Origin of the sequence: Pseudoalteromonas sp. PS5 (assembly GCF_004103255.1) — a bacterium.
GTDB classification, from domain to species: domain Bacteria; phylum Pseudomonadota; class Gammaproteobacteria; order Enterobacterales; family Alteromonadaceae; genus Pseudoalteromonas; species Pseudoalteromonas peptidolytica.
Genome location: NZ_RCSQ01000103.1, coordinates 25,541 through 49,814 on the forward strand (window position 1 = coordinate 25,541; position 24,274 = coordinate 49,814).

A 24,274-nucleotide genomic window follows, 5' to 3' on the forward strand; every position below is an offset into this window, starting at 1 on the left:
TATTACAGATCAGTATCAGCCAATTGCGCATCAATGCTTGATTGGTCAACACCCAGCTCAGCTATGGTAGACAACAACGCTTTAAGCTCTGTATTTGTTTGCGTCCAGTCACTCAACAAATTTCTAAAACAAATATGGAGCGCTTTGCCCGCAACATGTACTGTGTGGCTATCAGGGTCAAGTTCAAGCTCGGTGAGTCTTACGTCTGTATACGCACTTATCTCTCCAATGCTCAGTTCTAAGGTAGGTAAGTCGCTTAGCGCTCGATTAAATTGCCCTTCGTTGAATAGAGCATCATGCCACCCCAGCGCCACCTTTTTACTAAAGTACTCTTTATTATCAACAACTAAATAGGATTTTGTCGCGACTCCTTTTGCTAGGATCCGCTCCGCTGACACCGCATTAGACGTAAACACAAGCGTAGGAAGGACGGGCTTAATGGGGGTATTGTACTGGCTCAGCACGGGCTGCTGAGCTTGTTCTGACATTTGTTCATAAAAATAAAACCCGCTTAAATCATGCTCATTTCCTTGTCTTTCTTGAGACATGTTCCAATGGGTTTCACCTACAGTTGTAAGTAATACCGTATCATTCTCGTCTGTAATGACCAGCATGGCCGGCTTGTTTTCTAATTGTCGTGTCAATGCAATATTTGGATCACTTTGTTTAAACGCGCCCTGCGTCGCCTCATTCATCGACTCTGACTGGTAGACAAGCATGGGATTTAACATTATCGCCATCATTGTGCTCCTAAGTTGTGATTATACGTAAACCAGCCATCCGGATATGTGAATTAAACCCGGTTGCGCCTGAAATCAGTTCAAGATCTGAGTTAGTGCCCATCGCACCCACATTTCCGACAATTAGAGGTAACGCACTGGTTTGCATATCAACATGCAAAGATTCTATCACTGCAGTGTTATCCAATGAGTGTGGGTTTTGTACAACTCGTGTTTTCCAGCGAGGTCGGTTTTCGCTCTCCGAAATATAAAACCAAGTCGCCCCAGTGGTATTTAACCCTCCAGACAGCGCTTCTTGGCTAAGCCACCCGAGATTCCCATTTGACAGCACGAGCGTTTTAGTTGATTTAAAAGACCAATCTAACATCCAAGACTGCGTAGCCATTGATGCAACGGGAAGCGGTGACAAGGCAGTATAACTTGAAGCGATAGATACCTGCTCTGGCCATATACGACCTGTCGATTTGACACTTTTATTTATGACACTCTCACCAACAGCCGTCGCAACGTTAAAGCTACCTAAATAGCGCTGCTCCAGCGTAAGCGGCATATCGCGATGGCTATCTCCTACTCTGTCAATAAATGTGCCGTGTAAAACCTCACTTTGAGTAGGGATGCGGCCACAAAATAAATGTACAAAATACTGCCTTTGTGCTGTATTTGCTACATTCGCATTCGAAGGCGTTGCAAATGCTGGACAGCCCCAACCGTGTAAGATCTGGCGCAACGTGTCATCAGGTAAAAGTGATGATACCTCATAGCTATCAGCCATATAGTCTCCTAGGCGTTATATCTGAATAACAGTTCACAACAAGTTATTTAATAGCGTCATGCTAGACCCTAGTTACTAACATAAGCACATCATACTTGTGCTACTTAATTCTACGATAAACAAATGTAATGCACTCAAATGAAAAGTTATTGTACAATAAAAATAAACATATGACAGCCTATTCATAAATAATCACAACGAGATGGGATGCAACGACCTAAATTAGCAGTATGATGTGTTAGCTTGGGATATAATTTAGTACGGCTTAAGAATATTGTACAATAATAAAAAACTAACAATTAGAACAATAATTATACGTGCAATCGATACATCGCTCATAAATACAACAAGTCCTTAAAAAACGGCTTTTTCTTCTTGATTTTTAGTGCCTATTAAGAATAGCATACTGACCTTAATACAGAGACGCGATAGTTTGCTCATCGCATATTAAATATCTTACAGACAGGTCTTATCCATGATACGTGACAAGGTTCTTGTAGCCTCCGTTTACGCTGGCACAAGTGCGCGCGCAACTCGCTACTATCTATCGTCCAACAAACAATTTGACGTAGACTGGCATATTGGTAAAGAGGAAGCGCTACGCTGGTTTGCTAGAGCACGCCTGTCTGACAATAAAGTTTCTGATCTCAAACCATGTGGGCAACCAACTTATGAGACTCGTCGAAAAAAGCGGATTTCACGGCAAGAGTATTTAGCTTGGGCGTATCAAGCGACACATAAAACAGAAACAACAGCATGTTATCTAACCCCCAACTTGTTTTTTGATTGGCGAAATACACAAAATATAAAAGGGCTGACAGCTCATTGGTTAGAAATTGATACCGCAGGTCATACTCCACTCACAGCCAATCAATCATGGGAAATATATCAGCAAATTGCAGACTGTTTAGGTGCATCGAATTTACCAGCACCAACTAACTGGGTGTTAACAGGCTCAGGTGGCGTTCATCTGTACTGGCGTTATGATCAGCCTGAGCTGGTACAGAACAAAACCCATCGTTTCACACTCTTAAAACGCTGGAAAGATATAGCCGCAAAGTTAGGCAAAAAGCTTGAAACCTGGCGTATTAAATTAGGCTACAACGACTGGAAAGTCGACCATGGGGCATCAAACGACCCTTCTAGATTAATGCGTATGCCGGGTAGCCAACATAACAAAACCGCGCGAGAAGTGCTCTACCTCACAGGAGGACCTGTGACAAGCTTACAAATGCTAGGAAAAAAGCTAGGGTTTAAAGTGCCAATTACAACGGACGCTGTCACCGCACCGCCCTCTAAAGCAATGAAAGCGCATCATATAAGAACTCCCAAGGTTTGTAATAGTATTGCGCGAGATCCCGCGGCTGACAAACTGGCTAAACTGGCAAAAGATTGGGAGGTGTACTTACACCGACATGGGCAAGTGGTTAAAGGTAAACGCGATTTAACGCTATTCCACTTGTACAATATTTATCGTCGGATAATGGCTCCACAAACTGCATGGGACAAGATTATTCAGATCAATGATAAGTATATCGGCTTTACTGGGCAGCAGTTAAGCGCGTACCTATCAAGCTCAATAAAAACAGTATACCGATACACACTTAAACGGCTCAACGACATACTGACCGACGAATTAGAACTCCCCTTAAGTGTGCAGCTAAAGAGTCGAGAAAAGTTGAGTCCAGCAGAGCAACAACGTCGCCAATCTATCAGCGCTAAAAAAGTCAGTAAAGCGAGAGCAAGTACTACGTTAAATACCTTGGTGGAATTAGTGCTGAGGTTATGTAAAGCCGGTTACACCTTAACGTCTCTTACCCCCAACGTCCTGCTTAACCACTGCCAGATTTCCAGAGCTACAATTTATAGACACTGGAATAAAGTCATTAAGACTGTACAGCAAAAACGTCCGATACAACTAAAAGAATTACTCAAGGCTCAACACTATTCGTCTCATTCGCTCGGGTTCTTTATAACCCCCCCTAAATCGCGAAGCGGTAATAATGTTTTGAAAGAGCCTGCACAGCAATCCTCCGTTAACTTATTAAGTGTTCATTGTGATATTCCGATACCTGATATTTGAATGTGTTTAGTTAGTTGGCCTTTGTATCACTCTCAAGCTAATTTATTTTTTAAATTAATAAAGGTACCTTAGGATCCATAAGTAAGGTCATAAGTGAAATGCCTAAATGATTGCACCCTAGGCATTACCGTGGCAAGATACCGCCCTACTCTCAGGTCTGCTATACGTTGCGTTTTTACACAGAAAGCCTGAAGTTTAAGCTTATAAATATCGAATAAACTGAGTCTTGGAGTTTTTATGGGTGATGATAATAAACAAGGATCTTCAGCGCTGGAAAAACGACATCGACGTCGCTCTCTTCGTTTAAACCAAGAAGAGAATCAAACAAGTGCGTTGAATACTGATGAGGTGCAAAGTCGACCTCGCCGCCGTCACTTATCCAGTGAACGTAGTGATATAAATAATCAAGAGCACACTAATAGACAAATCTCCAGGCGCAGGACTAAAGGTTCAATAATGCACGACCAGGTAACAACACAGTTACCAACTGAACAAGCATTTATGCCACAATACCTAGGTAGTGACAATCATATCAATATAGGTAAGGATGAATGGCGCTTACTGAAACGAAAACTAAAGCGACCCGCTCTTGTATCTTTACTCAATGAACTGGTTGAGAAAAATAATATAGATGTGCCCTACCGCATGACTAGCAAAGAGCAAGCTTGGGATGACTTTCAGGCGCTAAAAGCTCTCGATGCAGGCAGTTTACTTCATGTTAATTATAACCACGCGCGTATGAGCTACCAGCATCCTATTTCACTATTAACCATTGATGTTGATAACACCGGTAGCAGAGCGACAGATCCGTACTTTCAAGCAATCCGCTTTACATGCAAAGGAAGTCGTGTAGGCTCCGCTACAGATAGTTGGAATGACCAAGAGTCAAGACGTGCCGTATTTAATCACATTTTGGATCAAGATACGCCCTTCATTGACAGACATGTTATACGCAAGGCGCTAGGCACAAGACGTTATATTGCCGCACAGTACAGGCCAGCAGTAGCGAAAGCAATTTTTCACTACTTTAAACCTAAATCAGTGATCGATATGAGCTTGGGATGGGGAGATAGATTACTGGGATTTGAAGCCAGCCCTTACCCTAAACGCTTTGTTGGTATTGATCCTGATAATAGAGTTATTCAGGCTGGTAATCTAATGCATAAACAATTGAAGCAACGCAGTAAAAAAGTTGAATTATATAATGCACAAGCAGAATCGTTTAAGTACGAAATACTTGAAGAAAAAGCTGATTTACTGTATTTCTGCCCTCCTCCATTTCACGATGAGAGATATACTGATGAAGAGAGTCAAGCATATAAAAGGTACAAAACTGAAAATGCGTTTATTGATCACTTCTTAGTTAAAGCTGTTGTTAATGCTTGGCACATGCTCGAGGAAGGCGGTGTACTGGTCTTAGATATGGGTGATTTAAGAGGTTCCAAGCGTAGTGAGCCTATTCGTTTTGTTGATAGTGCGATAGATGCGATAGTTCATAAATGTCAATTTGCTCGATATATCGGAACCATTGGAGCAAGGATCAATGACCGAACAGTAGACGACCAGTTAGGTGCAAGAATTGACCCTATTTGGATCATCAGCAAAGGAACACCATCAATTACAGAGCAAGCGCTTTTTGGCCGATTCACATCAAAGTAGTCTATTTAATTCAGCGCGTCTGTCGCGCTGACACGGCTTATAACTCCCTCTCTTACTAATCTAAACTTTATCACATCTTACGCATCACATAATGTGACTCATCGCTTTGTAATAGTCATGTTGACTTTTACGAGCGAAATGCTCAGTTTCCTCATATTACAACCCAAACTCTCTTCATCAAGCATATTCAGTCAGGCTCTTGGTATTATCAGGTTTTAATAGAGCGGCTCTCATCAATATCTAGCTTTGCCAGTTTTGCATTGCAATCTTTTTTCGTTTTGCTTGTGATTATTTATTTTAAGCAAACTCAAACGCTTCTTTTTCACAACCATCGCCCATACCATTCTTGCAATCTTATTGGCTGAAGCCACTACGGATTTGTTAAATGGCAATCGCTTACGTAAATTTTTTACCCACTTACTCTACCCTGTTAACTTAGGGGTTATCTTCCGCTGTATACTGTTTAGCGACTAAGCAGAGCTATGCAGATAAATAACAGCCGTTATAAAAGTTTTATCAATAACACGGTAAAAAGTGACGGCTAAGATTGTGCCTATTCCAACCATGGTTTTTTTTAATCTTTGGCATACGCCCTTTGTATTGCTAAATGCACTTAGTTCTTAACCCAGTACTTAAACTTGTTTATTTAGCTCGGTCACTTAGTCATACAAACTCGTTAAGTGTAGGCATAGTAAAACAGCCAGATTATTATCTACATTTTCTAAGATATTAGTTCTTGTCGTTGCATTATCTATGTAGGTGTAGGTACTTTGGGGGGTAAAGGTGTTATCGGCCAAAAAGTTTTCTCGCGTTAAAATAAATAACTTGATTAAACGAGGTAGCATTACTTTGTTTTAACTGTTTCTAAAAATAAAGTGTACCATTGGTACAGCATTATTTTTTAAAAAATGATATATCAAGAGGGAATTTAGAAATTGGTTTTTAGTACCTTGATTCTGTGTCGCGATGTCAAAAAGCATAGCAATATTCTGACCCCATAAACAAAACCCGACGCATAAAACGTCGGGTGTCACTCACTATCTTACAAACTTATTTCAAGTTTTTAGGTATAAAACTCCGCGAAGACTATAAGGGATATGGATCTCAATGTCGAACTTTTTATCGTGTATTTTGATAAGCTATCCATGCTTATCTATTTATTTTCCCACTACTTATAGCAAGCCTGAATAGTGTGTACCAATGGTACGCTGCTTATTTCTTTGTATATGTCCAAATGCAGGATAAAGTCATATCGAAGACAATCCTATATCAATAGGTTTAGCGCAGACGATAAAATCGAGTGTACCAATGGTACGTTGCTTATTTCTTTGTATGCCCTACACACTGGGTGACGTCGTTCAAACGATAACTCTGTTTAAATGGATTTGACACTGACTCCAAAAATTAGTGTACCAATGGTACGCTACTTATTTTTCTGTAAACATCTACACATGGGATGAAGTCGTTAAGTAGCCAATATTATTTCAATAGGTTGGACACTGACACTAAAATTGAGTGTACCAATGGTACGTTGCTTATTTCTTTGTATGCCCTACACACTGGGTGACGTCGTTCAAACGATAACTCTATTTAAATGGATTTGACACTGACTCCAAAAATTAGTGTACCAATGGTACGTTGCTGATTTCTTTGTATACTTCTACACACTGGGTGACGTCGTTCAAACGATAACTCTATTTAAATGGATTTGGCACTGACTCCAAAAATAAGTGTACCAATGGTACACCAATTTTTTATAGTTAATTGGTAAATCAATGTAGTTAGACTTCTATGGTTGTTAGCCGCGTGCTCGAAAGAAACGAACTAAAGAAATGGAAATGTACCATTGGTACGTTTTCTTAATAAAGAGTTCAGCCTAAGTCTAGGTACGTTGATAGTACGCATGAGTAATATTTAGTTCCATACTCGACCGAGCCATAAAGTAGAACTTCAACGATACACAGTTCATATAAACGAACAGTAAATTGATCTCATAGAACCACTTTTGCTTATCCACTGAGCCGGTATTAGCAACCGCCAAGCACATAGAAATTCCATAGAATGATGAGAGTAGGGTACATAGCAAAGATCTAAGCATTACGCCAAAGTAGGGTGGCTCTCTCAAAATACAAGCAGTAATGATATAAGCACGTCTATTAAGCTTGTCTAAACCAGTTTCAATCAGGTTAACATAAACTAGATAAAAACCAACTAACACAGTTAAAATAGTGAGTACTATAACAAGCTCAACGTAAAGTCATTTCGAATTGATAGCCAGAGGAAGAGAAGGGTGCAAGTACATTGACGATAGCAGAGCGCGGCAATGGCATTGTTGACAAGATTTCTCACCTCAAAATAGCTTTCTTAATGAAACGAGTTTTATAACTTACCATTAAACTAGTAGCTCAGACTCAAAAAGTATTATCTCCTAAGCGTCGCCAAACACATTGTTGGCAGTTGATACTTTAAGGGTAACCTTTATGATACTAAATTTTTTAAGTATGGAGTGAATGAGTAAATACTGATAATTGAGTCATAGTACCAAGTTCATTCATCCCTTATGCTATTTCAACATTAAATAAACTATTGAGTAGCGAGTATGAGGATGTGGTGTAAGGGATTTAAATTTCCATAATAGCCATCGATATTTGCTTTGACCCATTCATCCTTTGATATGTCGGGCCAATTAGCAGGCATATCTAGAAAGAATAATAGTTCCTCAAAGAAGAAACGCTGAGCTCTACCATTCCCTTCTCTAAATGGGTGAATAATGTTTAATTCACAGTATACGTCTGCGAGTTGAGCCAAAATTTCTGCTTTAGCTGCATGTATATTCAATGCTTGAACTTGTTGGAACTGCTTTTTTATTTCAACGTCGATACGAGAACAAGTACAAAACCGGGTATCTCCCTTGGAAATATCAACTGTTCTGATTTCACCAGCCCAAGCGTACACGTCTTGAAATAAATACCAATGGAGGTGCTTTAGGTGATTTAAATTAAACTCGTCAAGAGAGTTTAGGGTAGATGAGTATTCACTATATCTAAAAGCGGTAAATTCTAACTCGGCCTCTGATAACTCATCTGCATTCGTAATATTAAGCTTATTAATTAGTACATCAGATCCAGGATAGCAGTAGCAATCCTGTGCAACACCATATTTATCTCGCATACTTTGCTTTTAGATCAGCGATCGACTTGCTTAAGTCTTCCTTTTTAAAACTCAGTCCTTCGTATTTAGAACTAATTTCAAAGTTGCTCATTTTAGGTATGAACGTTCGCACATTTTCTGTTTTTTTTACCGATGTAACAGCCATAAATTCCCCCTTCTAAAGCCGTATAAGTATAACGTAGCGACATAGTTATGCCAAGGTTTGCACCTATGCCCTTAAACGAGGTGATAGGTCACTTGGCACATGTTAAGACTAACTACATAACTTTATTTCTTGGCTTGCTATCATCTCAGCTAAAATAAATATGACGACACAATCGAAAGACTTTTTGCCATACACTCTTTCAGTGCGAAAGAAAGTTATCTGAATTAAATAATAGAGCAGGGTAGTAGTTAATTTGTTTAGACTCTTTGCGATATCTGGAAAAAGTGAGATCTGTAGGTGAATAAAAACGGGTAGCAAAAGAGGTAATTTAACCACTACGACAAGCAACGCCTTTTTAAAAGGTAGCCCGTCTCTGAACTCAGTAAGCTCAGGTATTTAAAAGCCCAAGCACATACTATTTACTTATAATCAATTAAGTTTATTGGTTCATTTTATAACGCGATGGTACATCAACATCTAATGATAAATCAGCAAGTACCCAAGAAATAAAGTCATTATCATCTTGGCTCACTTTATCACAGTCTTTAGCGTTTTTTCGAAGAAGTGTAGTTCCTTTGTGTAGATCAGCATTCGAACCTACTAAATTCATATTCTTACACTGCTCGCCCATAATCTCCCTCCGGTAAGTAATCTTCAATCAATGTAGTGTGCATCACTACTCTTAAGTCTCATTTCGTCATGGTAGAATGTAAAGTCGAACCACACTTTAAGACAAACTAACATGCACCGCATTTTAATTTTTACTATTTAGTGAGTCAAGAAAGGGTAGGTGAGTCCTTGATCAGAACGCAAAAGATGAGCTCATACAGAAATTGGTTATTGTACAATAACTATAATTCTTTATGCTCAATCACGGTTTCAGATTGAACTTTTCCAGTCGCTTGTACCATTTTGTTAAGTTTATTATTTTGTAACTGAGCAGCATTAAACTCCTCATGAGGATAAAAAGTGATCTCGTAATCAACAATTTCCCCATCTTTACGAATAGCTGTTTTAGTGAATTTTTGCAGCACCTTAGAATCAACTAGCTTATTGCATGCAGAGTTAACATCCCGACCACAGTTATTTAGTTGAGCACGAGATATTACTTCACTGGCTGGTAGTTTTCCGTAATCATTCAATAGCTTTCGCACGCGTAAGGAGTATGTTTTTCCCGCAGCAGCATAGGTAAATCGCATCATCAGTCTCATGTGAATATAACGAGATAGTCCTTTTTGCATCTCTACTTGTGCAAATTGATAAGGACGATAACGCATCGCTTCAATTGCAGCATTGAGCAGTGGATGAAATGTTACATAGCATTTATCGTCCCTGTGGCCAGTGGCTTTGCCGGAGATATATTTTTGCGGAAAAACTGCAGAGCTAAACTCCTGAACATCTTGACCATTACCTGACAAGCTTCTGATCTGCAACGCACTTTTACTCATCACTTCAATGGCTTCTTTAATATCATCAGGATGAGCGCTCTTGCCTATTTTTTCGAGCTCTTTTTGTATTCTATGTACAGAGAAGTAACACCCATAAACCGGTCTATTATCATCTCTTTGGTATCGACCATTTGCTTGAAGTAAACCACCATCGGATGCTATACGCATGATCGCTGCTTCAACTTTTTCTTCCCTATCTCCAGGCCATATAAAAACTTCTTCTGTATCACCATCTTTACCTTTGCGCTCAATGGTTGCTGGTGACATTTGGATTTCGTAATCAATATTGTCATGGGTAGTTTCAAATTTTACGACAGCGGTGTCGACTTCTGAAAATCTTGCCCAATTCTTTTTTTTACGCAAAAAACGAGGAATACACGCTAAAAACTCAACTGCATTTGCATAGTCAATTTCAGTTCGTTGGTTAACCATACCGAAGAGGGCAGTTTTTTCAGACTCAGCTTTGATAAAATCATCTCGAGTGATCTCTTTACTTGACATTATCATGATCCTCATTTGATTAGTTTAGAACAGCGCGTAGGGATATTGGACTGAGTTTGCCGCAAAAAAGTCATATTCGCAAGCGACGGGCATAACCTCTGATCTATCTGATTAATACAACATAAGTGGTTGATAATTAATGTGTTATCGAGATATTAATTTTAACAAAAATTAGGATCTTTATAAAAATAATCAAAGAGATCAGTGGTTCAGGTTAAAAATAATCACTATGATCAGAGGTCCGTGAGATTTTGCATGACGTTGCGTTTCTCCTGTTTAATGATATCAAAGTGAATTTTTCATTAATAATCATACAGTTAAAATTTTAGTGGTGAACTTTTCGTTGTTCTTGAGCTATAGAATTTAGACTTTACCGCTGATTTTTATGATTGCTATGATTTCATTGATTACTCACCATTATCAGCTGACCTATGATTCCAATGATTATTTGATACTACAGCGATTTTTAAAGGTTTTCGTACCACTGATTTTATTGATTACATTGATTTTTATGATCATTAGAATCAACTCAACCACTGATTCTAATGATTGTACTCATTTTATTGATCACTCAAATCGTGTAACACCTATGATTTTTATGATTACACTCATTTGATTGATCGTTTAAATCCCCCATTTTGAGCAGTAAATGGATTTTACTGATCAGTAAAATCAACTTAGACCCTTGATTTGACTGATTAGTCTTTGTTAGCACTAATCATAACCTCTGATTTTGATGATTAAGGTGATTTACTTATCTACCACTTATTTTATTGATTTAAACTTTTAAGCTTATGTTTTAATTGATAATTTTTACACTTAAAAATAACTACTTTAGACTTTCCCTGTTCTTATTGATTAATTTTAGTTCGTCAGTACGTATTTAGTAAGCAGTGAAGGGCGTTTTATTGACCGCAACTGTTAAACTTATTTTTTGTAAAAACAGCAAGTTTGGAACTTTGAATTTCTAGTGGTTAATATAGATTAAAGATCTTTATATCTACTTAGATCTATAGGTTAGATCTGGTTAGTTAAGGTTAGGTTGTTAGTAAGTTATTATATTATAAAAGGTTTTAAGGAATTTTGAATCATTAAGATCAGGGGTTTCGATCCTTTCAGATCAGTGGTTACCAATCATTAGAATCAGTGGCTGTGTTTTTTATCTGATTTTATTTCCACAAATTTTCCACAGAATTAGGTTCTTTATTCACAGATTTTTTTATAAATTTCATATTGATCAGTGGTCAATATCCACAGCAAGCTTAATTTTTCAGCTGTTTTACCACTGATTTTTTTGATAAATCAGTGGTGGGTAATCACATGGATCAGTGGTAAATGATCGCTTATCCACAAGCCTATATTGCTTACTTTTCTTCTTCGTTAACACTTCAAAATGATGGCTATGGCTGTTGATCTAGTATGCTTTGTAATTGACAATGCATATCATTAGGTACGTCGATATTGTTATAGTGTTTTACCTCCCACTCACCAAGCTGATCGATTTCGATGTTATGTCGATATGCTTGTAGCCTTGCACTCACAAGATCTTTGCCTTGTTGTCGATACACTGAGCAACCATAATCGTCTAGTGAAACGAAATGACGCTTGTTTGGCTGATTCATGATTGTGTCAATTTCGTGCATTATTAATAGGGTATGCTGCATGAATCCAAGCAATTGCTCGGCGCAGTAAGAAAAGACAGTTTCGGGATCTGGCTGAGAGATTGCACTGATCTGGCTGACAAACGCATCAAGTGCATTGAAATAGACTCGTTGCCACAGTAAATATTGTGCGCTGGTTTTTACTTCCCATTCACTCAATAGCGTATTTTTGAGTTGCTCTGTGGCAATCTTTATCTGCTGCCTTACTGTGCCATCACATTGATCAACTTGGCTAAGTTCAGATTCTAAGTCGAGCAACCAACTAAACCATTTGTCATATAAAGACATTAATAACTCTTGGCTTTCAATATGAAAAGGAGGTTCGTAGCTGACCATTTCATTCAGTGAGAAAGTTTGGTTTGATTTAAATGTTTCAATCCACTTGGATGAATTCATTCTAAATGCAAGCTTTTTATGATGTGTACTTGGTGCTACATGCATTGTATTTTCCCTTGATAGAATGCAGCCCACTGATGTGGGCTGAGGTTAATTTAACGGTTTGTTGTAACGAGCGGCTGATGCGGCGACTAGGAGCGCTGAAATGTTTCTCAACTCAGTTTGAATTGTCGCTAATTGGTGGCTACTGTTTTGGGTTTTGTCCACGATGTTATCAAGCCAGTCTCGTACTTCTTTTTGCGTTTCGTTATGTTGATTAACGGTGGCGGAGGAGAGCTGCTCTAAAGCGTCTGGGTGCGACTTGATAAATGATCTAACATCCTCATGAAATCTGAGTTGATCCGCATCAAGATCTTTCATTAATTCAACAATATGCTCAAGTCGCTTAGCGGTTTCTCTATGCGCTTTAGTCAGTTCGTTGAACGTACTGGTTTGCTCAACCCAAGCGGGGAGTGCTTGTTCAATTTGTTTAAATAACGGAGACATTTTGTAGCGATATAGAAAGAACAAACCGATGATAAGCGCTGATGATAAAAACACATCCGCCATCACTCGAATTGAACCATCTTGCTCTACAACAAGTGCCCAGTTAAAAAGAGCTTTGATTATACTCTCCATGATACTTCCTTCTTGAGTAGGCGTGCTAGCGCTCGCTAGCACGGTATTTAAGCTAACTCTTGTCTATCGAATACCAAAGTAAGAGATAGATCAGCCATGGTTGCATCCACATATGCAGGCGTGAGTAAGCTCACTCTATCACCGGGAACTAACTTGGTTCTGGTCAAGCTTGACATACTGGTCGTGCCGTTAGGATCGACCGTAAATGTGCCCTTTTCAACATCATTTATGAGTACTTTGATAGGGTAGGGGGCGGCCGGTGGAGTATCTGCAAAACCAATAAATCCGCCCCAGTTATTTCTAATATAGAGTTCACGAGGTACCACAAACGTCAATAGTTTGGTTGATAGATCAGGGCGCCCTGCACGAAAAAGGTCACATCATATGTTTCCGAATTGAGTTCTTGTAGCTTACCCGCCTCATCTAACGGAAGAAACTTACTTTTCGCTATTTCCTCTACAACAAAAACGATTTCTCGGAAATCTTCTCCTGCTTGCGCACTGGCGCGAAAATACCTAAATTTTGCAATGCCTTGTGGTGCTATCAGTTCGACAGATCCCTCATCGGATGCTGACTCTGATTCTGGCACCGTAACACTCCCCTCGAAGATGTCATGCCAAGTGTGATCGTCATTACTACCTTGGACTACATAGTTTACCGTGGTATTGGCCGTAGATTTGAAGCGCACACTTTTAAGGTAGGCTAAACCTGTGGCATCATAGCTGCCGTTAGGGGCATTGACTGAAGATATCGCACCAGCCTCAATATGATACATCTCTTCTTTTCGAACAGAGCCATTGAAGAGCACTGTCAAATTACGATAAATGGTTTCGAGTTGACGCAGATCGCCTTTATCACCCAGCAACAACAGGGCTTCTTGGTTTTCTGCCTGTGCGGCATAAGATGGATCTGAGGTATCCAGTTCTACGACGGCACCCTGTCGGGTAACAACGTAACGCTTATTGGCTTTTAAATACTGGCGTCCACCGCCTTTTCTGACCACAAATAGGTCATCAATATTACTCATCTAGGTATTCTCCTTAAGCTATGAATTCAACCGCATTAAGCAGTTACAACCTCAATTTCATCATCGACCGATAAATCGATATTTAGCGTAATACTCTGCGTCCCGTTGATGGTGTACTCACTTTTACGCAAGAGTTTCCGATTCAAGTAGACGGTAAGGAATTTGGGTTTGAGCGTGAGTGGCTCACCATTAACCTTAAAAATGTATTCCTTAATAGATGCAGACATCACGTACTCAACATCTGAGTGCTGCATATTCATTTCCGAAGCAATAGTGACAATTGGTTGAAACCCCTCGGCCGTTTTCCGCTCAACAACAGTGGCGTCGCCCGCAGTGTTAAACCAAATGTCGTTAATGCCAGCATCTGTATTTGGTGGTGGCTCATCACCGCCGAAAACCAATGTTTTATGCATGGTTTCACCAGTAGCAGTTTTACCTGAACGTAAGTTTGCTACTTCCACATGGGTAAAGTCATCTGATGGGTGTGGCCCCACACCTGATAAGTCGGGTAAATCAGCAATGTCAGCCATTTTCACACTTTGCAGCGCACTATTGATTTTATCGATCAGTTCATCAGTCAAATCATGGGTTGAAAGGCCTTTTCCCGGTACATTATCAACTTTGCTTTGTACTGACTGAGTTTGTGCTACCGCTTGAGCGAAGTCAGAAATTGTCTGTGCCGTCTGTGTACCTGTATGATTTGCTCTATCTCGATCCGCTTCGTGATAGTGTAGGTGAGTACTTTCACCTGTCGTGAGTTGCTGGTGTTGTTGCTCGGTGAGCAAGCGTAGGTCATCTGTGCGAACAATGGCACGCATATCGCCATCGACACCAAGTGTCCACGCATTGAGTGTTTCATCCCATAAAATGGCTGCATTGGCCGAGTTACCACGCGTAATTTTTAGGCCTGCGTCCAAGGTTGGTTCATCAGTGGTGCCTGCTAATAGCGTGATAAATTGCTCACCAGAGGTAACATTGGTCGAGTTAGTTTCGGTGCGTGTACCTGCTACGTCTAGGTTTTCTGACACAACCAAGTTTTTAACAGTTAACTTGCCTTCTGAGTTTAAGTTAAAGAACTTACTGATCACGGTGAGCAGCTGTTCAGCGCCACAATTGATATTAACGTTGTCATCACCATTGCCAATACTTGCATGCTCCGAGAAGCTCACTGGTGCATTGAAGGTGGTTGTGGCGTTGATTTCAGCGCTGTTTGCAGCGCCACTACCCAAAACGGTATTAGCACTGACATTGAGGTTTTCCAGCGCGCCGTGTACAACATCAATACGTGCGCCAGTAAATGCCTGGCCATTGATTTCTAGAGGCGCACCGGTTTCATCTATTAACTTTAATTGACCAGTTGCTTCGTCGTAACGTAATAGATACTGCGTCTTATCAGAGCCAGTCAGTATGATTTGTGCTGGGGCAACACCTGCGCTGGTTGTCCGCGCTTGAATATCTACTTGGTTAGCAAGTAACTTTCCTTGTTGTGTGTCTGGATCTTCACTTTGAGAGCGTGTGTCGACTGAATTTGCTGATATAGTCGCGGCGTGTACTTGGGCAAATGGGTGATCAGCTCGACCTAAAGTTTCTTGATCGGTATTAGGTAATAAGTCTTTTATGACCTTGGTGTGATCGAAATCGGCGGTAAACATGCCATTAAATGAATCGATGTGCTGTGCGTGATCGGTTAGCGTTGTCCCTACATCGGTTCCGTCAACCATCAACCCATTGCTATCCGCTGTTACTTTGCCCTGTGCAACAGAAATAATTTGGTTAACGGTTAGCATTTCGATAATGCCATCTTCAGTTGCCAGTCTAGGGATGGCCAAGTCGCTATGGATAAATACCACTACTTTACCTGACACCGCATGACTGAAATTTAATTTAAACTTGTTTTTATCTATAGGGGTTGGATTGGCATGTAATATATTGCCGTTGTCGTCATACACCATAAACACATACTCATCGGTGTTATAGTTATGCGACACTGTCCATTCGAAAGCGGGAGTTGATTGAAAATGGACATGGGAACTTTTTTTATTGGTTAATGGAAACCAAGTTTGCGTTACGCCGATCTTGGAATATATGTATAAGATCCCTTCGACAAGTGCAAATTGCCCAGGAAAAGGGTTCAGTGGAAAAGAATCAATTTGATCAAAACTAAGCGCTGAACGACCGAACATTCTCATATTCGTCATCACGCGCAATTCAGAAGTAGACATATCGTCTCCTATTTTTTAATTGGGTTCTCTGGTTTGGCTGTATCGTAAGATGGACACGATTGCTCTGCGCCTGTTCGGAAGGGGGGTTCTGTTTCCCTATCTATGTCAATGCCACTAAAGCGGCACTTACCATCAAAATTTGTGGCAACTTGCTGCAACAAGCTCAATAACTCGTATTGCTCTTGAACAAAAACCACCATGTCTTCAGCAGACATCTCATCTGTACTGTCGATGAATTGTTTGCTTTTGGTGTGCTCAAGCTTGTGTGCTAGGTGTGTTGGTACATCGACGGGCACCTTGCCATTATTTGATTTGAGTAAGAAGCGTTCAATCTGTTTTTGTAGCTGATTTATCCAGCCTGCACTTTGTACCGTTTTGACATCTTTCACCGTCATTATTTGCGCCTCAACACCGTTTTATTGATTTGGATAGCATTCAGTAAAAGCACGCTCTGTTGTTGCTTTTGCTGTAACTTGCGGTAATCCAAATGTCCTTCGTCAAGGATCAAGCGTTCAATACGCTCATAAAATCGGCGTAAGAACGTAATGGCTTGCGTTAGCTCTTTGATTGGCACGCCTTGCTCACTGAGCATGGCAGCCTTTAGCTCCGATAGTGCATCGTGCAATACATACAAAGCATCTTCGCGCGTTTTTAGAGCAACAACATTGACGCGGTAAAAACTAAACAAGGTTGACATATTTGCCTCCTTCTTCATATGTTGTACAACATAAATGAGCCGACAACTACGTCGGCCCATTTATGTGCGTTAATACAAGGTAGGCCGAAAAACTTAAGCTGTTGGGTCTGCAAGTTTACGAACTGCTTGGACAGAGACTTTTACTCTTGCCGCTTCAGTTAGGTAAATCATCACAACATTGTCTGATTCTTGCTTGACCATGGTAATGTCGTTATAGAAGCGGGCATCTTCGCCTTCACCGCGCTCCACCCATACCATCACGTCGACATATTCAGAGTTTAGATTGTGTTCGATTTTGTGCTGCATCAGTTTGTTCTGTGACAGCTCGAAGTAAACATTATCATTAACTTGGTTTACGACATTGGTGATATTAGAGCGTACGCCACCCAGTTCAGATGCCATTTCTACATCTAACTTGGTGATAGCGCCAAATAGCGACGTTGTATCCTTGATATAAGTGTAGCTATCAACACTTTGCATGCTACCGTCTGCTGATAGTCCTGCCCCTTGTTTGATAGCGTTGTCAGCGTTCTCTCGGGCAATCTTTTCAGCGACTAACTCGCTAGAGACTGCCTTTAATGCGCTATCTAAGAGTAAGCTTGCATCGTGTACACTCGTCGCGGTGTTTAAGTAGTTGCTGTCGGTTGCTTGCTTATAGCTTCCATCCAGCTCTAGACCCGTGCCTACTTGTGTTTTATCAAGCTCTAACTGTAGCGCTTGTCTTGCATTGTTATGTGCTTCTGATTCACTGGATAGACGTTCATCAACGGCTTTAATTGCATCATCTAACGCTTTATCAGCTGTTTTTAAGCTAGTGACCGCTGTTAAGTAATTCGTTTCTGAATCAGCAATATAGCGACCGTCTGCCTCAAGGCCTGCAGCAATTTGGGTGGCGTTGAGTTCATTGGCAATGGCATTCACACTGTCTTGGAATGTGGCTGAAACCTTCAGGCCTGCATTACTTTTTTCTAGTGTATCGCCATCTATCTTAATCTGTAGCTTAGCCGCTGACGCATCTGACTCGGTGCTGCCATCTTCAGTTGTAAATAAGCCATCGCCAAAGTCGATACCAATCTCATCAGTTGGAGATTCCTTAACACCAGCCCCAAAATTCAAAAATAGGGTATTGCCATCTTTTTGAATACCTGCACCTGCTGTTAGCTGGCCTGCGCCCGAGAATTGTACGAAAGTCAGCTCGGTGGTTTCTAGACTAATTGGGTTGGGGGTGCCAAGTACAAAACCAGCATTGGCATAGGTTGCACCTTCTTCAATGAAGGTGTGCATGCCATTAGTTACTTCACCATCTGGCGTACCATCCGCGTCTATCGCGCGCTCAAATTCAGCTTTTGCTTCGGTCGTTTGGTCAGAAACCTCAGAGATAGTGACGACATAAATACCGTTATAAATCGCGCTTGGTGAGTCGGTACCATTTTGGCTTGCTGAGTTTTTGATAAGTACGCGGTCGCCACTGACGAGTGTTACACCATCAATTTGATAACTGTTATCGCCATTATCTTGAATATCACCACCGAGGTTGGCAATGGGGGCGGTTGTTGCGACCCGTACGGACTCTCGGACATCTAAGCCGGCACGCATACCATCGATGTATTTTAAATTAACTAGGTGATTGGGTTGCGTAGGTACGTGCGCGCTACTGATTGGGTTGGTACCCATATCGAGTGCGCCAGTCATTACACCGCCCGCAATATTTAGTTTTAAGTCATCGGCTTGCTCAGCGGCAACTTTATTGCTTTGTACCGTGTCTGTTAGCGACTTTATTGCATCATCTAACAACTCGTCAGCAGCGGCGAGAGAAGGCACTTTAGATGCGTTAGTAAAATCTTCTGATTTTAGATAATTTGCCCCAGTTGAAGGCGTATAATCGCCAGACTCACTTAACCCTGCTGCTGCTTGGGTTTTGTCTAACTCAGCTTGAATAGCCTCTGAGCTGACTTTACTGGCTGCTTTGTTGATGTCGATTTGATCAACCATCGCATCTAGGGCTGCCTTCAACGTGGTCGGTGCAATACTAAATTCACCTAAACCACCTGCTTTACCTTCGTAGCCAATTTTATTGGTACCAAGGCCTGCATTTTGCGCACCTAAATCAGCTAATGCTTGTTTGTCTGCATCAACAGCATCAATGATGGCGCCGATGATATTGTCTAGCGTGCTTGCTTGCGCTGAAAACTTCGCATTGCTGCCTTGCTTGCCTTCGTAACCGACTTTAGAAGCACCTGAATTGCCAGCTTCTTGAGATGCAAGCGCTGCTAAAAAGTCAGTAAACTCTTGGGTTGTTTGAAAAGCTATCGTTGTCAGCGCACCGCCTTCGTCAGTGATCGATGCCTTAAATTGCTTTTCAGCAGAGTTATACCACACGCGGCCTTCAGAAGCGCCTTGCGGATCTGAAGCCAAGGATTCAATAACAAGGTTTTCAAATGTTGCGCTATTTGCTAGCGTGATACCGTGAAAAATAGGGTAGTTAGCCATACTTTGACTGTCCTCTTACGTCGAATTATGAATAAAACACAACGTCAATGAAGCCGGTTAGGGCTTCGGTGAGACTCACCACAAAACTCATGTCGTCAATGATTTCGTGATGTGCGAACATGCGCACACCTTGACTGTTAAAAATTTCAATCGAGAAATCTTTGGTATTTCTCTCATGTTGTACAATCCACTGCGTTGATTGCTGAGAAAATTCAAATCTCAGTCTTTTTGGCAGTGATACTCGAGTCAGTATTTGTGCCATGCGGTCTTCGACCAGCTGTGGCACGGTTTCAGTTAATTTTAACGTGACCAGGTTTGGTATAAAGGTCGACTTTAATGTTTCAACCTCTGTATCTACAACGGTACGAACGGTGCTGTCTACCAAGTCAGGAACCGCTTCTTGGAGCGCAGCTTGTACTTCATTCAATGCGTATTCAGGTACTATGCGCTCGATAAAGGGTGACACCGTTGTGTCGACATACTCTTGTACAATACCTTGCGCAAGCGCGGTTACATTGTCTTGAAAGTATGCGGCAATACTGCCTTCATCTTTTAGACCCTCATTGATCTTGAACTCAACTAAACTCGGTAATTCTGAGGTTATCGCGCCAAACGCCTTATCAACCTCACCGCTCACAAATAGTGGAAGTTGATTAGATATCTCTAATTGTACAACAGTAGAGAGAATATCGGGTAGTTGTTTGTCTACTTCCTGCGCTATTTTTGGAACGACGGATCCGTTGATGTGTGTATCGATCTGTGCCGCAGTCTTTGATGCGATAATGGGCCACAATGTATCTTCATTTAGCTGAGCATCAATCATATCCGGAACAGTGATCGCGTCGACAGTCGCGGCTATTTCTTGGATCTGTTCTTGAGTCCAATGGTTACCCAAGTTAATACTATCGATGGCTTGGCTCAGCTCCGTGCGATACGTCTCAGTGATTGACTGGGCTAGGTTTGATAGCGCGTCTGCAACGGTCTGTTCGCCAAAAGTGCCGAGCTTTTCGTTAAGTTTGTCTTCTACAATATCTGGAACCGTAGCACTGTCGACGGCCGCTGCAATATCCTCTATTTGAGCTTGGCTCCATATTCCTTGACCAATATTCTCAATTGCTTGGGCTATTTCAGCCCGATAGGCCTCAGTTACGGTTGCTTGTAACGCGCTGAGATCATCGACAAGTGCTGCTTGGGCAAGTGGCGCAAGTTTTTCCTCAAGTTGTGTGTCGACAATGCCTGGCACGATTATGTGGTCTATTGCCGCTGCAATGTCTTCTATCTGTGCTTGAGTCCACTGATTGCCTTGGCCCATATTTTCGATGGCTTGCGCGATTTCAGCTCTGTAAGCGTCGGTGATGGAAGTTTGCAGGGCGTTCAGATTGTTTTCAACAGCAGCCTGAGCCAGTGGAGCAACTCTCGCGGGCAGTTGTGCATCAAGCATGTCTGGCACGGTGACACTGTCGACTGCTGCGGCAATTTCTTCAATTTGAGCCTGGCTCCATGCACCCTGAGCAATCTGCTCAATAGCTTCGTTTATCTCGGTGCGGTACGCCTGCGTAATAGACTGACGAATAGCAGATAATGTATCGGCAACCGTTTGTTCTTCCAGATCACCTAACCTTTCGGTAAGTATAGTCGCCACAATGTCTGGGACGGTGATGTTGTCAACAGCAGCGGCGATTTCCTCGATTTGAGCCTGGTTCCAGATCCCCTGTCCCATGCTCTCAATTGCCTGAGCGATATCAGCTTTGTAGGCTTCGGTGACGGCTGCCTGCAAGGCACTGAGGTCGTCGACAAGCGCCGCTTGAGCTAGAGGCGCTACTTTTAAAGCGAGCTGTGTGTCGACAATATCCGGTACCGTGACGGTGTCAACGTTGGCGGCAATGTCCTCAATCTGTGCTTGAGTCCATTGGTTGCCTTGAGCAATGCTATCAATCGCTTGTGTGATTTCTGCTTGGTAAGCCGCGGTGACAGATGCCACTAATGCGCTCAAATCATCAGCAAGGGCAGCTTTGGCTAAGGGTGCAACTTTTGCGCTTAACTGTGTGTCAATGATCTGGGGAACGTTAATAGAATCGACATTGGCGGCAATGTTTTCTATCTGTGTCTGCGTCCAACTGTTGCCTAAGTCAATGCTCTCAATTGCCTGATTTATCTCAGTTCGGTAGCTGGTTGTGAGCGACTGAGCCATTGTCGAGAGTGCATCTGCAACGGTTTGTTCACCCAACGTACCGAGCTTGGCATTGAGGTGATTATCCACAATCTCTGGTACGGTGATAGTATCGACATTAGCGGCGATGTCTTCAATCTGCCCTTGCGTCCAATTGTTAATTTGATCAATGCCTTCAATGGCCTGATTTATCTCCGCGCGGTAGGTTTGGGTGATGGACTGCGCCATAGCAAAAAGCGCATCAGCAACGGTTTGATCCCCAAGTTCGCCAAGTTTTGCATTTAATTGATTATCAACAATGCTTGGCACGGTGATAGCATCAACTGCGGCGGCAATGCTTTCGATTTGTTCTTGGTTCCAGCTATTGCCTTGACTGATACTGTCAAGCGCCTGTGTAATGGCCGTATTGTATGCTTCGGTGACCGCGCTCTCCAGCGCGAGTAAATCATCGGCAAGGGCGACCTTGGCCAGAGGAGCGACCTTCAAACTCAGCTGAGCATCTACAATATCTGGTACCGTGACCGTGTCGACGTTGGCGGCAATGTCCTCAATCTGTGCCTGTGTCCACTGGTTACCTTGATCAATGCTATCAATCGCTTGTGTGATTTCTGCTTGGTAAGCTGCAGTGACGGACGCCACCAATGCGTTCAAGTCATCAGCTAGCGCAGCTTTAGCTAGGGGCGCGACTTTTGAACTTAACTGGGTGTCAATGAGCTGGGGAACGGTGATAGAATCGACGTTGGCGGCAATGTCCTCAATCTGTGTCTGCGTCCACTGATTGCCTTGTTCTATGCTATCAATCGCTTGTGTGATTTCTGCTTGGTAAGCCGCAGTGACGGACGCCACTAATGCGTTCAAGTCATCAGCCAGCGCAGCTTTGGCCAAGGGGGCAACTTTTGCGCTTAACTGAGTGTCAATGAGCTGGGGAACGTTAACTGAGTCGACATTAGCGGCAATGTTTTCTATTTGAGCCTGTGTCCAGCTGTTGCCTAGGTCAATACTCTCAATTGCCTGATTTATCTCAGTTCGATAGCTGGTCGTGATCGATTGAGCCATTGCGAAGAGTGCATCTGCAACGGTTTGTTCTCCCAACGCACCAAGCTTGGCATTGAGGTGATTATCGACGATATCTGGTACGGTGATAGCATCGACATTAGCGGCAATGCTTTCTATCTGTGCTTGTGTCCAATTACTACCTTGGTTGATATTGTCAATTGCCTGGACAATTGCCGCGGTATACGCTTCGGTTACTGAGTTCTCCAGTTGATATAGTTCGTCAGCAATGGCCGCTTTGGCCAAGGGAGCGACTTTTAGGTTCAGCTGAGTATCAACGATATCTGGTACGATAATATTGTCGACGGCTGCGGCAATCTCTTCGATCTGCCCTTGCGTCCAGCTACTACTTTGCCCTATGTCTTCAATGGCTTGGTTTATTTCGGCGCGATAGCTAGTCGTGATAGACTGGGTCATGGCCGAAAGTGCGTCTGCAACGGTATTGTCGCCAAGAGTTCCTAATTTTGCGCTGAGTTGATTATCAACAATGTCAGAGGTGATAGCAGTACTTACCGCTGCAGCAATATTTTCTATTTGCGATTGAGTCCAACTATCGCCTGGCTCTATTCCCTGAAGAGCTTGTGCGATTTCGGCTCTATAGGCTTCGGTGACAGAAGCTTGCAATGCGTTAAGGCTGTCTTCAATTGCTGTGATAGCAAGTGGTGCCACTTTCAAATTAAGCTGTGCATCAACAATATCTGGGACAGTAACCATGTCGATGTTAGCGGCAATCTCTTCTATCTGTGCCTGTGTCCAATTGTTACTTTGGCTGATATTATCAACCGCTTGCGTAATTGCCGTAGTGTACGCTTCGGTTACAGCGGTCTCAAGCTGATATAGATCGCTCGCAAGAGCCGCTTTAGCTAAAGGTGCGACTTTTAAACTCAGCTGAGTGTCAACAATGTCAGGTACGATAATGTTGTCGACGGCTGCAGCAATTTCTTCGATCTGTCCTTGTGTCCAGCTATTGCTTTGCCCAATACTCTCAATGGCTTGGCTTATCTCGTTGCGGTAGTCAGTCGTGATAGACTGCGCCATGGCCGATAGCGCGTCAGCAACGGTATTGTCGCCGAGGGAACCCAATTTGGTGCTCAATTGATTTGCAACAATATCCGGCACCGTTAAGTTATCAACTGCCGCTGCGATTTCTTGAATTTGCGCTTCGCTCCAACCGCCACTTTGGTCAATGCCGGCGATGGCTTGGGCAATTTCTGTCTGGTAGGCGTCAGTGACACTGGCTTGCAACGCGTTGAGGTCATCGGCAAGGGCGGCTTTGGCCATTGGCGCGACTTTTAAATTCAGTTGTGTGTCGACGATTTCTGGCACCGTGACGTTATCAACCGCCGCTGCTATTTCTTGAATTTGTGCTTCGCTCCAACCGCCACTTTGGTCAATGCCGGCGATGGCTTGGGCGATTTCTG

16 protein-coding genes are annotated in these 24,274 nt (G+C 42.2%); 2 read left to right on the plus strand and 14 right to left on the minus strand.

Going from position 1 to position 24,274, the window contains the following annotated elements; all coding sequences use genetic code 11:
- Nucleotides 1–2: 2 nt before the first annotated feature.
- Together D9603_RS14020 and D9603_RS14025 are read right to left on the minus strand one after the other, a co-directional pair.
- Complete coding sequence (locus tag D9603_RS14020; RefSeq protein ID WP_128731789.1) at nucleotides 3–743, minus strand: hypothetical protein; 741 nt, start codon at nucleotides 741–743, stop codon at nucleotides 3–5.
- 7 nt (nucleotides 744–750) lie between these two features.
- On the minus strand, nucleotides 751–1,512 hold the full coding sequence (locus tag D9603_RS14025) for a hypothetical protein (RefSeq protein WP_128731790.1): 762 nt from the start codon (nucleotides 1,510–1,512) through the stop codon (nucleotides 751–753).
- 475 nt (nucleotides 1,513–1,987) lie between these two features.
- Here D9603_RS14025 and D9603_RS14030 point away from each other — a divergent pair, with 475 nt between their 5' ends.
- Together D9603_RS14030 and D9603_RS14035 are read left to right on the plus strand one after the other, a co-directional pair.
- Nucleotides 1,988–3,595: a hypothetical protein gene (locus D9603_RS14030; RefSeq protein ID WP_128731791.1), complete on the plus strand. Its 1,608-nt coding sequence runs from the start codon at nucleotides 1,988–1,990 to the stop codon at nucleotides 3,593–3,595.
- A 237-nt stretch (nucleotides 3,596–3,832) separates the two neighbouring features.
- Nucleotides 3,833–5,254: a hypothetical protein gene (locus D9603_RS14035; protein WP_128731792.1), complete on the plus strand. Its 1,422-nt coding sequence runs from the start codon at nucleotides 3,833–3,835 to the stop codon at nucleotides 5,252–5,254.
- Nucleotides 5,255–7,837: 2,583 nt separating this feature from the next.
- On the opposite strand, the gene D9603_RS14040 is transcribed toward D9603_RS14035, so the two are convergent.
- The 12 genes from D9603_RS14040 to D9603_RS21680 form a co-directional block, all read right to left on the minus strand.
- Nucleotides 7,838–8,425, minus strand: coding sequence for a Fic family protein (locus tag D9603_RS14040; RefSeq protein WP_128731793.1), 588 nt, complete (start codon nucleotides 8,423–8,425; stop codon nucleotides 7,838–7,840).
- 584 nt (nucleotides 8,426–9,009) lie between these two features.
- Nucleotides 9,010–9,180 (minus strand): hypothetical protein, encoded by a 171-nt coding sequence (locus D9603_RS21675; RefSeq protein ID WP_161972755.1) that lies wholly within the window; start codon nucleotides 9,178–9,180, stop codon nucleotides 9,010–9,012.
- A gap of 241 nt (nucleotides 9,181–9,421) precedes the next feature.
- A complete protein-coding gene (locus D9603_RS14045; protein ID WP_128731794.1) occupies nucleotides 9,422–10,519 on the minus strand; it encodes a hypothetical protein in 1,098 nt (365 codons plus the stop codon).
- 1,400 nt (nucleotides 10,520–11,919) lie between these two features.
- A complete protein-coding gene (locus tag D9603_RS14050) occupies nucleotides 11,920–12,621 on the minus strand; it encodes a hypothetical protein (protein WP_128731795.1) in 702 nt (233 codons plus the stop codon).
- 45 nt (nucleotides 12,622–12,666) lie between these two features.
- Nucleotides 12,667–13,194: a hypothetical protein gene (locus D9603_RS14055; protein WP_125251965.1), complete on the minus strand. Its 528-nt coding sequence runs from the start codon at nucleotides 13,192–13,194 to the stop codon at nucleotides 12,667–12,669.
- Nucleotides 13,195–13,241: 47 nt separating this feature from the next.
- Nucleotides 13,242–13,529, minus strand: a complete 288-nt coding sequence (locus D9603_RS14060; RefSeq protein ID WP_128731796.1) for a hypothetical protein — start codon at nucleotides 13,527–13,529, stop codon at nucleotides 13,242–13,244.
- Complete coding sequence (locus D9603_RS14065) at nucleotides 13,526–14,221, minus strand: hypothetical protein (protein ID WP_128731797.1); 696 nt, start codon at nucleotides 14,219–14,221, stop codon at nucleotides 13,526–13,528. The genes D9603_RS14060 and D9603_RS14065 overlap by 4 nt, the downstream gene beginning before the upstream one ends.
- A gap of 35 nt (nucleotides 14,222–14,256) precedes the next feature.
- Nucleotides 14,257–16,443: a hypothetical protein gene (locus D9603_RS14070; protein WP_128731798.1), complete on the minus strand. Its 2,187-nt coding sequence runs from the start codon at nucleotides 16,441–16,443 to the stop codon at nucleotides 14,257–14,259.
- 8 nt (nucleotides 16,444–16,451) lie between these two features.
- Nucleotides 16,452–16,838, minus strand: a complete 387-nt coding sequence (locus tag D9603_RS14075; protein ID WP_128731799.1) for a hypothetical protein — start codon at nucleotides 16,836–16,838, stop codon at nucleotides 16,452–16,454.
- On the minus strand, nucleotides 16,838–17,140 hold the full coding sequence (locus D9603_RS14080; protein WP_125251969.1) for a hypothetical protein: 303 nt from the start codon (nucleotides 17,138–17,140) through the stop codon (nucleotides 16,838–16,840). Before D9603_RS14080 ends, D9603_RS14075 begins: the two co-directional genes overlap by 1 nt.
- Before the next feature lie 93 nt (nucleotides 17,141–17,233).
- Complete coding sequence (locus D9603_RS14085; protein ID WP_128731800.1) at nucleotides 17,234–19,630, minus strand: hypothetical protein; 2,397 nt, start codon at nucleotides 19,628–19,630, stop codon at nucleotides 17,234–17,236.
- Between the two features lie 25 nt (nucleotides 19,631–19,655).
- Nucleotides 19,656–24,274, minus strand: a 4,619-nt coding sequence (locus tag D9603_RS21680) for a hypothetical protein (RefSeq protein WP_161972756.1), incomplete at its 5' end; no start/stop codon positions are given.

Bases quoted from the DNA above. Each gene is read 5' to 3' on its own strand.
- D9603_RS14040 (WP_128731793.1), bottom strand. From the start codon at position 8,425: ATGCGAGATAAATATGGTGTTGCACAGGATTGCTACTGCTATCCTGGA.
- D9603_RS14065 (WP_128731797.1), bottom strand. From the start codon at position 14,221: ATGAGTAATATTGATGACCTATTTGTGGTCAGAAAAGGCGGTGGACGC.
- D9603_RS14030 (WP_128731791.1), top strand. From the start codon at position 1,988: ATGATACGTGACAAGGTTCTTGTAGCCTCCGTTTACGCTGGCACAAGT.
- D9603_RS14035 (WP_128731792.1), top strand. From the start codon at position 3,833: ATGGGTGATGATAATAAACAAGGATCTTCAGCGCTGGAAAAACGACAT.
- D9603_RS14050 (WP_128731795.1), bottom strand. From the start codon at position 12,621: ATGCATGTAGCACCAAGTACACATCATAAAAAGCTTGCATTTAGAATG.
- D9603_RS14055 (WP_125251965.1), bottom strand. From the start codon at position 13,194: ATGGAGAGTATAATCAAAGCTCTTTTTAACTGGGCACTTGTTGTAGAG.
- D9603_RS14025 (WP_128731790.1), bottom strand. From the start codon at position 1,512: ATGGCTGATAGCTATGAGGTATCATCACTTTTACCTGATGACACGTTG.
- D9603_RS14075 (WP_128731799.1), bottom strand. From the start codon at position 16,838: ATGACGGTGAAAGATGTCAAAACGGTACAAAGTGCAGGCTGGATAAAT.
- D9603_RS14070 (WP_128731798.1), bottom strand. From the start codon at position 16,443: ATGTCTACTTCTGAATTGCGCGTGATGACGAATATGAGAATGTTCGGT.
- D9603_RS14020 (WP_128731789.1), bottom strand. From the start codon at position 743: ATGATGGCGATAATGTTAAATCCCATGCTTGTCTACCAGTCAGAGTCG.
- D9603_RS21675 (WP_161972755.1), bottom strand. From the start codon at position 9,180: ATGAATTTAGTAGGTTCGAATGCTGATCTACACAAAGGAACTACACTT.
- D9603_RS14080 (WP_125251969.1), bottom strand. From the start codon at position 17,140: ATGTCAACCTTGTTTAGTTTTTACCGCGTCAATGTTGTTGCTCTAAAA.
- D9603_RS14045 (WP_128731794.1), bottom strand. From the start codon at position 10,519: ATGTCAAGTAAAGAGATCACTCGAGATGATTTTATCAAAGCTGAGTCT.
- D9603_RS14085 (WP_128731800.1), bottom strand. From the start codon at position 19,630: ATGGCTAACTACCCTATTTTTCACGGTATCACGCTAGCAAATAGCGCA.